At 38.9% G+C, this 13,670-nt stretch carries 13 protein-coding genes; 5 read left to right on the forward strand and 8 right to left on the reverse strand.

Annotated elements, in window-relative coordinates; all coding sequences use genetic code 11:
* Window positions 1–23 precede the first annotated feature (23 nt).
* Both N782_RS02765 and N782_RS02770 read left to right on the forward strand, forming a co-directional pair.
* On the forward strand, window positions 24–896 hold the full coding sequence (locus N782_RS02765; RefSeq protein WP_036815849.1) for a fructosamine kinase family protein: 873 nt from the start codon (window positions 24–26) through the stop codon (window positions 894–896).
* Window positions 897–1,162: 266 nt separating this feature from the next.
* On the forward strand, window positions 1,163–2,359 hold the full coding sequence (locus tag N782_RS02770) for a S8 family peptidase (protein ID WP_036815850.1): 1,197 nt from the start codon (window positions 1,163–1,165) through the stop codon (window positions 2,357–2,359).
* A gap of 39 nt (window positions 2,360–2,398) precedes the next feature.
* Here the strand turns inward: N782_RS02770 and N782_RS02775 are convergent, their stop codons facing one another.
* The 3 genes from N782_RS02775 to N782_RS02785 all read right to left on the reverse strand — a co-directional run bounded on the left by N782_RS02775 (window position 2,399) and on the right by N782_RS02785 (window position 6,673).
* The gene (locus tag N782_RS02775; protein WP_036815852.1) at window positions 2,399–3,886 is read right to left on the reverse strand and encodes a methyl-accepting chemotaxis protein; all 1,488 of its coding nucleotides are present in this window, start codon (window positions 3,884–3,886) and stop codon (window positions 2,399–2,401) included.
* 183 nt (window positions 3,887–4,069) lie between these two features.
* Window positions 4,070–5,263: an MFS transporter gene (locus N782_RS02780; protein WP_036815854.1), complete on the reverse strand. Its 1,194-nt coding sequence runs from the start codon at window positions 5,261–5,263 to the stop codon at window positions 4,070–4,072.
* A 438-nt stretch (window positions 5,264–5,701) separates the two neighbouring features.
* Window positions 5,702–6,673 (reverse strand): YbgA family protein, encoded by a 972-nt coding sequence (locus N782_RS02785; protein WP_036815857.1) that lies wholly within the window; start codon window positions 6,671–6,673, stop codon window positions 5,702–5,704.
* A gap of 166 nt (window positions 6,674–6,839) precedes the next feature.
* On the opposite strand from N782_RS02785, the gene N782_RS02790 reads away from it, so the two are divergent.
* Together N782_RS02790 and N782_RS02795 are read left to right on the forward strand one after the other, a co-directional pair.
* Complete coding sequence (locus N782_RS02790) at window positions 6,840–8,438, forward strand: HsdM family class I SAM-dependent methyltransferase (RefSeq protein WP_052111130.1); 1,599 nt, start codon at window positions 6,840–6,842, stop codon at window positions 8,436–8,438.
* Window positions 8,439–8,586: 148 nt separating this feature from the next.
* Window positions 8,587–9,957 carry a YjiH family protein gene (locus N782_RS02795; protein WP_036815858.1) on the forward strand — a complete coding sequence of 457 codons (1,371 nt, stop codon included), beginning with the start codon at window positions 8,587–8,589 and terminating at the stop codon, window positions 9,955–9,957.
* A 126-nt stretch (window positions 9,958–10,083) separates the two neighbouring features.
* On the opposite strand, the gene N782_RS02800 is transcribed toward N782_RS02795, so the two are convergent.
* From N782_RS02800 to N782_RS02815, 4 genes are all read right to left on the reverse strand, one after another.
* The gene (locus tag N782_RS02800) at window positions 10,084–10,356 is read right to left on the reverse strand and encodes a hypothetical protein (RefSeq protein WP_036815859.1); all 273 of its coding nucleotides are present in this window, start codon (window positions 10,354–10,356) and stop codon (window positions 10,084–10,086) included.
* Window positions 10,357–10,440: 84 nt separating this feature from the next.
* Window positions 10,441–10,626: a hypothetical protein gene (locus N782_RS02805; protein ID WP_036815860.1), complete on the reverse strand. Its 186-nt coding sequence runs from the start codon at window positions 10,624–10,626 to the stop codon at window positions 10,441–10,443.
* Between the two features lie 196 nt (window positions 10,627–10,822).
* Window positions 10,823–11,413, reverse strand: coding sequence for an ATPase (locus tag N782_RS02810; RefSeq protein WP_036815863.1), 591 nt, complete (start codon window positions 11,411–11,413; stop codon window positions 10,823–10,825).
* Complete coding sequence (locus N782_RS02815) at window positions 11,403–11,687, reverse strand: hypothetical protein (RefSeq protein ID WP_237582501.1); 285 nt, start codon at window positions 11,685–11,687, stop codon at window positions 11,403–11,405. The genes N782_RS02810 and N782_RS02815 overlap by 11 nt, the downstream gene beginning before the upstream one ends.
* 283 nt (window positions 11,688–11,970) lie before the next feature.
* Here N782_RS02815 and N782_RS02820 point away from each other — a divergent pair, with 283 nt between their 5' ends.
* Window positions 11,971–12,537, forward strand: coding sequence for a Uma2 family endonuclease (locus N782_RS02820; protein WP_036815865.1), 567 nt, complete (start codon window positions 11,971–11,973; stop codon window positions 12,535–12,537).
* A 171-nt stretch (window positions 12,538–12,708) separates the two neighbouring features.
* On the opposite strand, the gene N782_RS02825 is transcribed toward N782_RS02820, so the two are convergent.
* Complete coding sequence (locus N782_RS02825; RefSeq protein ID WP_036815867.1) at window positions 12,709–13,632, reverse strand: hypothetical protein; 924 nt, start codon at window positions 13,630–13,632, stop codon at window positions 12,709–12,711.
* Window positions 13,633–13,670 lie beyond the last annotated feature (38 nt).

Raw genomic sequence — 13,670 nt, forward strand, 5'->3', positions numbered from 1 at the left:
GAAATGTTAAGTGAGGTGCCAAAATGAAGAAACACATTCAACACGCATTGGAACACATAGGAGACACGTCCAATATCGATACCATCAAACAAGTGGGTGGTGGCGATATCAACCAAGCCTACTACGTCCGTACGAAGCAACAGGAATATTTTATAAAAGGCAATCAAGGTATTCCCCCTCACTTCTTTCGTGTCGAAGCAAAGGGCCTTCAGCTTATGAAGGATACACAGACCGTTCGAGTACCTGAAGTGTATTACTATGATGAGCCTGCCTCTAAACAAGAACAAGGTGTGTTAGCTCTTGAGTGGATTGAAGGAAATAAAGAGCGGGATACAGAAGAACTTCTTGGCCGGCAGTTAGCTAACATGCACAAACACTTTGGTAAGGCGCATGGATTTGAGGAAGATACGTTTATCGGTTCATTGCCTCAACCAAATGGCTGGTATGATAACTGGGTGGATTACTACCACGATAGTAGATTAGTATCGCAATATAACATCGCAGCGGAAAAAGGAGTCCTACACGGAGGACGGAAGCAGCGGTTACAGAAAGTCATGGAGCGTCTCCCGCAATGGGTCGATACACAAGCCAAACCTTCCCTGCTCCACGGAGACCTTTGGGGTGGCAATTGGATGACAGGCCCAGAAGGAGAACCAGTACTAATAGACCCTTCTATCTTTTACGGGGACCATGCATTTGAGATTGCATTTACAGAGTTATTCGGCGGCTACTCTGATACCTTTTATCGAGCATACAAGGAACAGTTTCCACTTCCCGCTCACTACGAAGACAGCAAGGATCTCTATCAGCTCTACTACCTTCTCGTTCACTTGAATCTATTCGGAGAGATGTACGGTGGATCAGTAGATCGGATATTAAAGCGTTATGTAGATTAATAGAAGCAGTGGGTGTCCGTCTTTTTGGGACACCCTTTTTCATGCTCCCCTCCTTCACCTTACATTTTAACCAGGAAAATCCAATCTGAATTGTAGAAAAATATTCCATGTATGAATCTTCCTAACTAGTGAACGTTTGTGTTCACGCAGGCATTATGATTTATATTTATACACTTCTATTAATTCTTCCTTATTTGTTACGAAAAAAGGGTTAAGAAGAGGCACTACTCTTCAAATAATTTAACCCTTTAAAGGAGGAATGTATGATGAACGTAAAAAAGATTACTAGTTTTGCTTTAGCTGCAAGCATTGCGATTTCCCCCGTCTCTTTTGTCGATGCTGCTTCCAATGATCAAATAGTGGATTTGAAAAAGGTAAGGGAACAGAACACGGAAAAAGAGGATTTCGTAAAAGGGGAAGTCATTGTAAAGTTTAAAGACAATGCAAAAGATAGCTCTGCGAATCAATTAAATGTAAATGGGAAAATCAAAGAAGATACGGATGAGGTGGATTCGAACTTTCGCGTTTTAGATGTAGAAAACGTTGAAGCGGTCGTGAAGGCTTTAAATAAAAATCCAAATGTGGCATATGCGGAGCCAAACTACAAGTTCCAATCTACATTTACTCCTAACGACTCCTTATACCAACAATACCAATACGAACCTCAAAGTACATACACAGATGATGCTTGGAACGTTGCCAAAGGGACAAGTTCTCAAGAAATTGCAGTCATTGATTCCGGTGTTGATTACAATCATCCAGATTTGGACGGAAAAACGATTAAAGGGTATGATTTTGTAGATAACGATAATAATCCAATGGACGAGAGTAATCATGGGACTCACGTAGCAGGAACTGCAGCTGCTGAGACCGATAATGCAACTGGCATTGCTGGCATGGCTCCTAATACCTCCATCCTAGCTGTACGTGCATTGGATGCTCAAGGTAATGGCTCGCTTGCTGATATTGCAGACGCTATTGTGTACGCTGCTGATCAGGGAGCTGAGGTAATCAACCTATCACTTGGCTGTAATTGTGATACGACTACATTAGAAAACGCTGTAAACTATGCTTGGGATAAAGGGTCTGTTGTTGTAGCTGCTGCCGGTAATGATGGTGTTTCGACGACGTTTGAACCAGCATCTTACGATAATGTTATCGCAGTAGGTGCTATTGACCAGAACAATCAAAAAGCCTCCTTCTCTAACTATGGGACTTGGGTTGATGTAGTCGCTCCTGGCGTAAGCATCGCCGCAACCGTTCCTAACAATGGCTACGCGTATATGTCTGGTACTTCCATGGCTGCCCCGCACGTTTCCGGGCTGGCTGGAATTCTAGCAAGTCAGGGACGTAGCAATACTGAAATCAGACAAGCCATTGAACAAACGACCGATCAATTATCTGGTACTGGTGTTTATTCTAAATATGGGAAAATTGACTCGCTAGAAGCTGTGAATTACTAAGAAAAGCCCAGCACCTACATTCGGTGCTGGGCTTTCAATTTATTCCTTGTCCTGACTAGTAGCCAGATTATCAGCGCTTGCCGCAATCTCATTCATATAGTTACTGATTTTTTGATTATCTTCATTTAAATTTTCGATAGTAGCACTTACCTCTTCCATGCTTGCTGTAGATTGTTCAATGATCGAGGCTAATTCATTCGTAGAAGCTTCCACATCTTCTGAGTGAGATTTCACATCAACGAAAACCGTTTGAAAGCCCTCAATACGTTCCTTGAGTTGTTGAAGCACTTGTCCAACTTCCACAAATGTCTCTACTACTTCACTCGTTGAGGTAACACTGGTATCAATTTTTTCAATACTATTTGTTAATTTGTTAGAAGCTTCCTGACTACGCGCATTCAAACTATGAAGATTATCTGTAATTTTTACGGTTGCATTGGCTGTAACGTCAGCTAGTTTACGTATTTCATCTGCCACAACCGCAAATCCTTTACCAGCTTCACCAGCTCTGGCCGCTTCGATGGAAGCATTTAATGACAGTAGGTTCGTTTGTTCGGTAATATCTTTTATATCTTCTGTCAGGGAATTAGTGTCTGCTAATTTATTGGTCAGTTCTTCGTAAGTAGATTGAAGTTCATGTACGAATGTTTTTAAATCCTTCATTTCTTTCTCTAACGTTTGAAGCTTATGTTGGCCTTGGTCAGATGATGCTGAAATGGCATTGATTTCATCCTGTAGTTGACCCAAGGTTTGACTCATTTCGTTAATGGCTTCCATCGTACCGTTTGCATTAGATGAAATTGATGTAATTTGCTCACTTTGACTTTGACTACCTGCAGCCATTTCTTGAACCGCTGTTTTCATCTCCGTTTGCGATCCTAGATTCTGTTGAACTTGTTCGTTAATCTCTTGAATTCTTGATGAAATAACATTTAGGTCCTTCTCCATTGCTTGATTCTGAGCTTCTTTTTGTTCGCTCTCTTCTTTTGCTAGATTGATGTATTGCTTCACCACGGCAAATTGTTTGTTATACATAAAAATAAGTACGGATAATAAAACCCCGACAAGTAAGTACACTAGCAGGTACGAACTAGCCATCTGTTCTAGCAATTGCGCTTCCTGCCCAGTAGCAGTTCGGATGCTCGCAATGGTTAGAAGTAACCCTAGCGTATAGCCCAGTGCAAATGTTTTCCCTTTTAAAGGGACCGCAGAATAAACAGCTAAAAAGAAGAAAATCATTAATGCACCTACACTACCGCCCTGCGTGAAAATGGCAACGGCACCTGCTAAGTATGGTAGTGGAATGGCAAGGTATTGGAATAAGGTCTCTTTTTTCCATAAATAATGAAACACAATAAAGAGAACCGTTATGATGATCGCTTGTCCTCCATTGATAGCGACCTGGAACATGTCACCTGTTTGTAGGTAATAAGCTACCCCTACAACCATCGCTATCAAAAATGTAATCAGCATTAGCTTATTTTTCGCTACGCTATCCGCTCTTTTCATATCCTCGATCGATTTCAAGTCAAACTCCCCTCTCTATGAAGCTATACCATCTAGCATTTATATCGACTACACATACAATCGAGTTTATGTTTGAGTAAGAAAATAATATATTTTTTACAATTGAAATGGAGGTCATGCAATTATCCTTCGCAGCCCTAGGCAAAAGAAAAAGCACATGAACGCTGTCCATGTGCTACATATTTACGAGGAAACCCCATGTGTTTCTTCTACTTGTTGATTTGATTTTTTTGAATTCATAAAGAACGACGTAATCAACATTAGAGCTAAGAAGATAATGACGACACTAAAGCCACCAACTTTACCAAATATTTCAGAGGCAAGTCCGACAATATAACCTGCAATACCGCCGCCAATACCTGCGGCAATGTATATTAGGCCCAGTGCAGAGCCACCTGTTTTTGATAATTTCGTTCCAAAGGCTGTAGCTGTTGGGAAAAGGGTAGAGAAGAAGAAGCCTGCACCTGCAAATAGATAAGGGAAGCTATTTGCAACGAGGAAACTTAGTCCTACCATTAATAAAGAACCTGCAGAAAAGATAATCAGGATCTTCCGTTCATTCACCCATCTTGTTAGATAAGCAACTCCTAACCGACCAGCCATAAAGAAGATAGAGAATACAGACAGAATCGTCGCAACCATGTCCTCTTTATTTGCCGTAGAGATGCCACCTAAATCAAGAGATTTCAAATAGGTTGGGAAAAAGTTCATGAAAGACACTTCAGCTGAAACTTCAAACATTAAGAAAAACAGTAGAAACACAAACTGCGCATCCTTCAACATCGGAATAAATGATTTCAAATTAATCTTCTCAACCTTCCCACTTGGAAACGCTACAGATGTAATATAGATGATAACCGCCACAAGAGATGCAGCAATTCCTATATAAAAATAACGCCAAGACGCAAATTGGAACATAAAGTTAAGGAATTGTGGAAAGATTACCATTCCTAAACCATATACCCCCATCGCGAAATTAAACATTTGATTTTGTTTCTCAGGATAAGCTGCTGGAACAATCGCATTCGAGGCGACCCCAAGCGATCCTAATCCAAAACCTACAATCATATAGAATCCTAGGAAGAAGAGAATGTTCGGTGCCAACCCTGTACCTAAGAAGCCAAGCCCCATAATAATCGAGCCAATAATCGTCATCAGACGTAAACCTTTTTTATCAGTATAATATCCGATCAGTACACTTGCTAACGTGAAACCTAGCTGGAATATAAAAACGACAAGCCCAAATTGGCTCATATCAAGACCAAGGTCCTTCTCCACCTGGTCTAAAACGATTCCTTTTGTATTTGTAACGCCACCTGATATGAACTGCGTGAACATCAGGATGATTAAGGCATGAATACTCTTTCCTCTCGACATAATTAATTCCTCCAAAAATTTTAATACTATTCAACGATGATATGTGTCATTTGAAGGGATTCCCAGCTATTATTTTACTAAAACGATAAAATCCAATGTAAGCGTTATTTTATTAATATAATATTGAAAATGAGTGGTTATGCCTATACCTGGCTGGAGTCTCGTCTTCCACTGCCACCTCCTGCGATGTTGGGAGGGCCGGAAACATAGTCAAGAAAGAGAATTGGGGCTGGTCGCTCCTATTTTGGAAAAGTTGCTCGGAAAATGAACGAAGTCGCTCCAAAAATGAGAAAGTTGCTCCTATATTCAGAAAGTCGCTCCTGATTTCGAAAACTCGCTCGCAAAGGCCCACCAGTGAATTCGAGCACACGTGCGACAAAGCCAAACATAAAAAAAGAACCTACCACAGGCAGGCTCTCTTCTCTCATGTTAATCTTATTACGCGTAAGCGCGTCCTTTTCCTGAGTCGCTAATTTCTATCAGGTCTTCCGGGTAAGGCTCAAAGTACGTTTGTTGCATTAAGTAGTCATTTTGGAAGCGTATCACCCATGACTTTAATATGCTCAACACAGCGCTCAATGGTATTTTTTCATCATAGAATTTATTGAGTTCCTCCATAAAATAATCTTTCTCCCCTTTTGTCAGATCGTTTTTAAAGTACCCCATAATATGCTGACAAACGTTTACGTTCGATTTCCTACTCGGGAGCTGACGGAACATCCATTGCAGGTGCTCTTCGTATTCTGTAAACACTTCTTCTACTGGCTTCTTATCCGCATTGGCTGTAACTCTTCCCATCGCCTTTAACGTTTTTTGATTATAGGCCATGAAGAGGTATTTGTTTTTGGAATGGAACTCGACAAGAGTTTTCATGGAAGGTTCTTGCTTTCGCTCTCGAAATTCAGCTAACGTGAACAGTTTCGTAAAGAAATGCTCTCGTATTCGATAGTTTTTCAATCTTCCTTCTTCTTCGATAGCGAGCCCTGGGAAGTACTCATATACATTTTGGGCAAATAATCCTTTTGTCTTTCCAACTACCGGAGATTTCTCTAGTTTATCGTACACCTTCACATCTTGCGTTCCACATGTTGGCGAACGATTTTTTAGTAAGAACCCATCTACATCAGACAGTGCTTCCAGGAATCCTTTTGAGAAAGCGTTCATGTCTTCCGTAAGGTCTTTCTCTGTTGAAGGCTGGACGAGTCTCTCTTCATCCCCTTGTCTAACAATACGAATGATATCTCTTGGCACTCCTAATCCTATCTCCATTTCCGGACACACAGGCATGAACGTGACGTGAGGTTTCAAACGCTGCACGACTTTATCTGGAATTAACTCCCCGTTGTACCGAACATGATCAAATTCTAAGCATTTACTAACGACTACCTTTGGTGTTGCAAACGAACGCATACAATAATCCCTCATTTATAAACAAGTTTCTTTCATTGTAGAACCTTTTCCCTATTCCTTCTAATTTCAATAGTCTCAGCTTTCCCAATTATGTTTTTTTTAATGAGATTGCTTAATTGATTCGTTACAATAGATATAAGCGAATAACCTGAGGAGAGCGTTTACAATGGCGGCAATGACACCCGAACAACACTATAGGAAACAAACGAGCACCACGCATCGAAAAAAATGGGGACAATACTTCACACCACCGAATATTGCTAGTCTCATGATCAGTTGGATTGCTGGGTGTAATCCTTCATCTGTGCTGGATCCTGCTGTAGGATTGGGGATTTTCCCTAGCATGTATCATTCTGTAGATGAGGTGGCACATACAAGTTGGGACGTCTACGATATTGATGAGGCTATGGTGCAGTGTACAAAAGATAGACTAGATTCATCTGAAACCATCCACTTTCATCAGGCAGATTTTTTAGAAGAAGATTGGGAGCAAATGTATGATGCGGTTATCGCCAATCCTCCTTATTTAAAAATGTCCACTCACCAACATAAACAAGCTATTCTAAGCAACTTTGAAGAGCAACTTGGACTTCGCTTGCCCGGAAATACGAATATGTATAATCTGTTTTTATTAAAAGGGCTTCATCAATTAGAAAAAGGAGGGCGAGCTGCATTCATCGTTCCATCCGAATTTTTGAATGCGGATTATGGAAAGAAAATAAAGCAGTATCTACTCGATCAAAAATTACTAAAGTATGTCGTGATTACGGATTTCCAGCAAAATTGGTTCGAAGATGCTATCACAACATCGGTTATTTTATTATGTGAACGGAACTCCTCAAATGACCCGGTGGAGTTTATTAGTATGTACTCACAAGAAGATTTACCCAACGTTCATACATACATAGCTGCTCAAATGGACACTACTCAGCCTTTAGGAAAGCGTTATTCCTTGGATACATTAGATGCTACGAAGAAGTGGCGGAGCTATTATCAGCCTTCCATCCTTCGTGGTCTGCAACATGTAAAACCATTCACTGAATTCGGTTATGCAACCAGGGGCATTGCAACAGGAGCGAATGATTTCTTTTGCTTGAGAAAGAGTGATATTCAAGGTCGACATCTTTCTTCTTCCTATTGGATACCGTGTATCACAAAGGCCCAACAAGTAAAAACACCCTTTTTCACGAATGAACATTGGCAGGGATTGTTTGAACAACATGCACCTGTCACGTTGCTCAATCTTCAGCCTGATAAGATGCTTGATGATTCCATTATTAACTATATTCAGTACGGAGAAACACATCAGTTTCATCTGCGATACTTAACGAAGCACCGCTCTCCATGGTATAAAGCTGAAGTTCGGGATCCAGCTCCAATTTGGTTTCGGACGTTCAATCGAACGAAATTACAGTTTGTCCGTAATGAGGCAGGAATTGTCCATCTAACCCCTTTTCATAGTATTTATATCCATGAAAAGTACCAACAAGACATACCGATTATCATGGCCTACTTCCTCACAGATATTGCGGAAGAAATTCTAAAAGAAAGTCGTCGCGAATACGGACAAGGCTTAGTGAAATTCGAACCGAATGACCTTAATCAATCCTATGTATTTGATTTCGATATCCTAACGAAACGTGAAAAAAACGATATTCGTCATCTTTATGACCAACTAAGAGAATGCCCATACCTTTCAGAAGAATGGGAAATCTATCAATCTAAATTGAACGACTATTTCAAGCATCTCTTAGCTACAGAATGAGACGGAGGGACTGGGATGGGGGGACAGGTCCCTCATCCCATGTATAACTATTCATTACCATAAATTTTTATTAGATTTTTGTGCGTGTGTGTATTAAAATGAATAGCGTTGCATACTTATGATGCCCTTATTTAGGAGGTACTTCAACATGAATCAAAAGAGCAAATTCCCGTTTAAAACGACTGATCATATTAAATTTATTGTTCCTTCTTTACTTGGAATTCTACTATTTATGGTGCCATTTCAAGTAGAAATAGAAGGAGAAGAAAGCTTTACGATACCTGTTGCGTATTTTGCTGAGTTACTTCAGGTACGTTTAGCGGACGAGCTTTCTGCTATTATGACAATTATTATCACGATTACAGCGATAGCCACCATCGTTGTCAAAGCAATGGGCGGGGATCGCTTAGCGAAGTTTCCATTTTTCCAAGGCTTATTCGATGTGTCTGCCATATGGACATTGGTCCGTATTTTAGGTGCTATCTTTGCTATTCTTACCTTATTTAAAACCGGTCCTGAGTTTATTTATTCAGGTGCTACTGGTGGTTTGTTATTAGATAGTTTATTACACGTGTTATTTACTGTATTTCTATTTGCAGGATTATTCTTACCGTTATTACTAAATTTCGGTTTACTAGAGTTTTTTGGCACGATGTTAACCGTGATTATGAGACCGGTTTTCAAGCTACCTGGAAGGTCCTCTATTGACTCCCTGGCATCCTGGCTAGGCGATGGAACGATTGGTGTTCTTTTAACAAGCAAGCAATATCAGGGAGGACATTATACGAAAAGAGAAGCAGCGATTATAGGTACAACCTTCTCCGTCGTGTCGATTACGTTTACGCTTGTAGTGATTGATGAGGTTGATCTCTCCCATATGTTCCCTGCCTTTTATGGAACGGTATTATTATCCGGGGTGATTGCTGCGATTATTATGCCGCGTATCCCGCCGCTTTCCAAAAAGGAAAACACGTATATTACAGGCGAACAAGGCGAGCCAGAACCGAAATCCCCACAGGGCTATAACGTCCTCACCTGGGGTTATTATAAAGCACTAGAAAGATCGAAAACCCAAACAAGTGTGAAGGATTTCTTCAAAAACGGCGCGCAAAATATTTTAGATATGTGGATGGGTGTCGCTCCAATTGTCATGGCATTAGGGACTATAGCCCTTGTGATTGCAGAATATACACCTGTTTTCAGCTGGCTAGGCATGCCATTTATTCCATTGCTTGAACTGATGCAAATTCCAGAAGCAAGCGCCGCTTCGGAAACCATTCTAGTAGGCTTTGCAGATATGTTCCTACCAGCACTGATTGGCTCTTCTATTGAAAGCGAGATGACCCGCTTTATTATCGCAGCCCTATCTGTAACGCAGTTGATCTATATGTCAGAAGTCGGTGGCCTATTGCTAGGTTCAAACATTCCAATCAATTTAAGAGAATTATTTATCATTTTCCTAGAACGTACGATTATTACGCTACCGATTATCACGCTCATTGCGCATATGATTTTTTAGTAGATTATATTATAAAAAGCTCAGAGAATATTCTCTGAGCTTTTTATTTATCTCGCCGTTTTGTATAAAACATTGCATATTTTATGGCCTTTTATTTTACTGTTTATTTTAGATTCGTGCTCTTTATTAGAAGAATGGAGTGTAAATGCTTAATAAATAGAATATTAAAATCAGTAACAAAACAATCAAAGAAACTTTCAGAGACTCAATATATCTTTTTTCTTTTCTCCTTGATTCAACTAAGAAATCGAGAGCTACTTTAAGTATTAAAACACCTAGTGCTAAAGGCAACATGTACATTTTTGTTTCTGTAGCCACAGTAACTACTCCAATACAAATAAGTATTATTCCCACAATGTTATCTTCGGTTTTTGTCGACAAACTTTTCGTTTTATTCATGTAAATCATTTCCTATTTTATATTTATATGTTATGTTTGATCTTATTCTTCAACCTACAACGCATTCTATAGTCGAAGAAATAATTAGTTGTTGTCATTTTCAAGTTCATAAACTCTCTTTTTAAGGTTTGTAATTTCAGCATTTAAATCATCTGTTGGATTTTTGCTTCTTTGTGTTACTCTTTTAATAATCAATATTCCTAGGCCAATAAATACTGCGAGTATTAAAAGTGCCAATATTAATCCCGGAATTCCGATACTGGTAATCATAAAATGCCCCCCATATTTAACACATTTTCAGATTAACATAAATATCCATTCTATTTTAGTATTATTTTTCTACTTTAGTTCTTAAATAAAAGAGCGCAACCTCTGTTATTACAGATTTGCGCCCCTAATCATGAATCTTTGATTTCAAGATATTATAAAACTGCCTTATTATGAGACAGTTTTATGAAGTTCAATACTAACCTCTCAATTTTTCCTTAATTGGAAGAACCCATTCAGGTAGCTCATTGCTTTCATATGCAATGAAGTTATCATAAGCCTCTAAGACAATTTCACCGTTAAAATTACTATTGTCCATCACTACTAGATTATCTATTAAAGGCAAGTTTTTAATTAGGTTTTCTTTTGACTTCACATGTCTATTAAGGATGTCTTCCGTGGGAATATGATGTCCTCCATTTTGAACTCGCAAAGCAACTCGTTTAATATTCTGTTGAACATCTTCTAATCCAAGATAAAACATCGTTATTTCGAAACCATTTTCTCGAGCCATCTTGATTCTTTGTAAAAATGTTTTTCCTGAAAGTGTCGTTTCTACAGAGAAACTCCTCTTATTTTTGATACAATCTTTGGCTAATTTGATGGCTGACCGACCAGCTTCTGCCCTCTTCGACTCAGGGTTAGATTGATCTAAATGTCTCGCAATTCCGTCTGGATCTATATTCGTCTCAATACCAATCTTGTCTATAATTAGATTTCGTATTGTGCTTTTCCCGCTTCCGTTGTTCCCTGCAAAAACATACATTATGGGTTTGTCACTAGAGCTCATTTGATTCTTCCTGTCCCTCTCCTGTATATGGCTTCACTTCACCATTAGGGAATTCTTTGACTAAACCATCTTTTGTAGCATAAACAATGTAGGTATTGTTTACTTTAGCATCTATTTTAGCTCTTTCTCCCGTCATTTTAGCCCATTGATCAACCCAACCATACTTTCTTTTACTTGAATTTTCGTTGTGTACAAGCATAATTAATTCACCACCTAAAACATCGTTATTCTTAATTTTAATTATATCATATGATAAAAACCATGCCATTTTCATACAATTATCTCAAATTCAAGTCTTCCAGATTATGGCCCTTATCTGGAATAAAGCCTCTTAATAAAAACGAATAAATATACCTTCTCATTCATTTACTCTCGTATATACTCTAATCCAAGTCATAAATGGGACTGATAAGAAACCTTTTAAATCTTTTGTATGATTTCCATTAAATAGTTACAACTAAATCTTAAATAAAAACCCCAATTTGAGGTCTGTGATAGTTCATCGTATAATAAAATCAACCATGAATTTCAAGTTTCAAAAAAGGGGGTACCTTGATATGAGTTTAGCAAATGACGATGTAGTTACAAAAAAGGAGTTCTTTCAGATGAGAGAACAAACAGAAGAATTGTTAGAATATATACATGGACTTGTATTTATGAGTCCATCTCCTTCAACCATTCATCAACGAATTTCAAGTCGTTTACATGCAACATTATTCAATGCTTTGGATGGCTCAGAGTGCGAAGTGTTTCCTGCTCCTTTTGATATTGAATTAAAGAATGATGAAAAAGACACTTCTCAGATCATCATCCCTGATTTATCAGTAATTTGTGATAAAACGGGACTTAATGAACAACGTTTTGTAGGTGTTCCTGATGTCATTATCGAAATTATTAGCCCCTCAAATCAATCACATGACTTAGTAATAAAGCTAAACTTATATATGGATTATGGAGTAAAAGAATATTGGATTGTAAACCCCCTATTGAACACAATACAACTCTATATACTGGACGAAGAGGGAAATTATCAGCAACAAAATGTGGTTAAAGATTACGGAGTGGTTCAATCAGAGGTCATTAAGAATTTCAATGTCCAAGCTGAAGAACTGTTTTCATACTAAGAAGTAGCCTTGAACGGAAATCATTTGGGCGTTTTGCTCCTTATTTATAAGGAAAAACATTTTATCAAATTTCATAAGCATACCCCAATAACAAAAAACCACCCTTCCAGTATGAACTATCCATACCTTCAGGGTGGTTTTTATTTATAAAAGGGGGAGGGAGAAAAAAGATTAATGTACATTGGTCTTCCAATGTTTATAATCATGGATGGCTATTCCAGCGTAGCCACCATGGTCGTTAAACTGGTTTTCCAGCTTGTCTAGCTCGGTTGCCATTTGACCTGGTTCGTTTCCATGGAAGGTCGTATGGCTTCCTTCTGACGTATCGATCACGTTCACTCCAACAATGACGGATTTGTTGTGTTGGTGAGCTTGATCGACTAATGGTGTGACGATGCTTTTAATTCCGTTGGTTCCTTCTGTATAATCGCGATAAGCCATAATCGTGATTGAGTCTAATTTATTCAACATCCATTCACTGACTTTCTGCGAGCTACCAGGAACGTTCAACTTATGAACCCAAAATGGAAAATCACCACTTACCGCTAACTCTGTGTTAGCCTTTGCTTGGTCCACTACAGATGCGGTATTCATCAGCCATTGTTCGATGACTTCATTCTGATCTTTTTTCCATTCAGGAAGAAGGTACGGTTCTACATCTAAATGAATACCTTCAAACTTCTGTTCTTCCGGAACAACACGGTTGTAGTTTTTTACTTGGGATACAAACTTGTCCAAGCTATCTTGATTCTTTGTTAATGCCCAAGTAGGATCTCCTCCGAGGGCATAAACGTTGATGTCTTGTTTACTAGCTTCTTTAATAAACGAACGATACAGCTTAGGTGAAAACTCGTTAATGCTTACATGAACGTAAATAAGGTTCACATTTTGCTGTTTCGCAAACGAAATTGTTTTTTCGGGGTTTTCCTGTATTTGTTCTACATCCCATATCCATGTCGCTTTCACTTCTTCTTTTCCACCACCCATAAATGTAGTTGTGGTAAGAATACCTAGACTAATGAGTAGTACCATGATGATGGTTATTTTCCTTCGATGTTGAAGGGTGTTTAGGAGTGCTTGTTTTCGATCGTTCATAGAAAAGCCCTCTCCTTTGAACGGGAAGTATAGCTACT

Origin of the sequence: Pontibacillus yanchengensis Y32, assembly GCF_000770635.1 — a bacterium.
GTDB lineage: Bacteria > Bacillota > Bacilli > Bacillales > BH030062 > Pontibacillus > Pontibacillus yanchengensis.

Coding starts and splice junctions, on each gene's coding strand:
- N782_RS02765 (WP_036815849.1), top strand. CDS start 24: ATGAAGAAACACATTCAACACGCATTGGAACACATAGGAGACACGTCC.
- N782_RS02770 (WP_036815850.1), top strand. CDS start 1,163: ATGAACGTAAAAAAGATTACTAGTTTTGCTTTAGCTGCAAGCATTGCG.
- N782_RS02780 (WP_036815854.1), bottom strand. CDS start 5,263: ATGTCGAGAGGAAAGAGTATTCATGCCTTAATCATCCTGATGTTCACG.
- N782_RS02785 (WP_036815857.1), bottom strand. CDS start 6,673: ATGCGTTCGTTTGCAACACCAAAGGTAGTCGTTAGTAAATGCTTAGAA.
- N782_RS02790 (WP_052111130.1), top strand. CDS start 6,840: ATGGCGGCAATGACACCCGAACAACACTATAGGAAACAAACGAGCACC.
- N782_RS02795 (WP_036815858.1), top strand. CDS start 8,587: ATGAATCAAAAGAGCAAATTCCCGTTTAAAACGACTGATCATATTAAA.
- N782_RS02800 (WP_036815859.1), bottom strand. CDS start 10,356: ATGAATAAAACGAAAAGTTTGTCGACAAAAACCGAAGATAACATTGTG.
- N782_RS02805 (WP_036815860.1), bottom strand. CDS start 10,626: ATGATTACCAGTATCGGAATTCCGGGATTAATATTGGCACTTTTAATA.
- N782_RS02810 (WP_036815863.1), bottom strand. CDS start 11,413: ATGAGCTCTAGTGACAAACCCATAATGTATGTTTTTGCAGGGAACAAC.
- N782_RS02815 (WP_237582501.1), bottom strand. CDS start 11,687: ATGAAAATGGCATGGTTTTTATCATATGATATAATTAAAATTAAGAAT.
- N782_RS02820 (WP_036815865.1), top strand. CDS start 11,971: ATGAGTTTAGCAAATGACGATGTAGTTACAAAAAAGGAGTTCTTTCAG.
- N782_RS02825 (WP_036815867.1), bottom strand. CDS start 13,632: ATGAACGATCGAAAACAAGCACTCCTAAACACCCTTCAACATCGAAGG.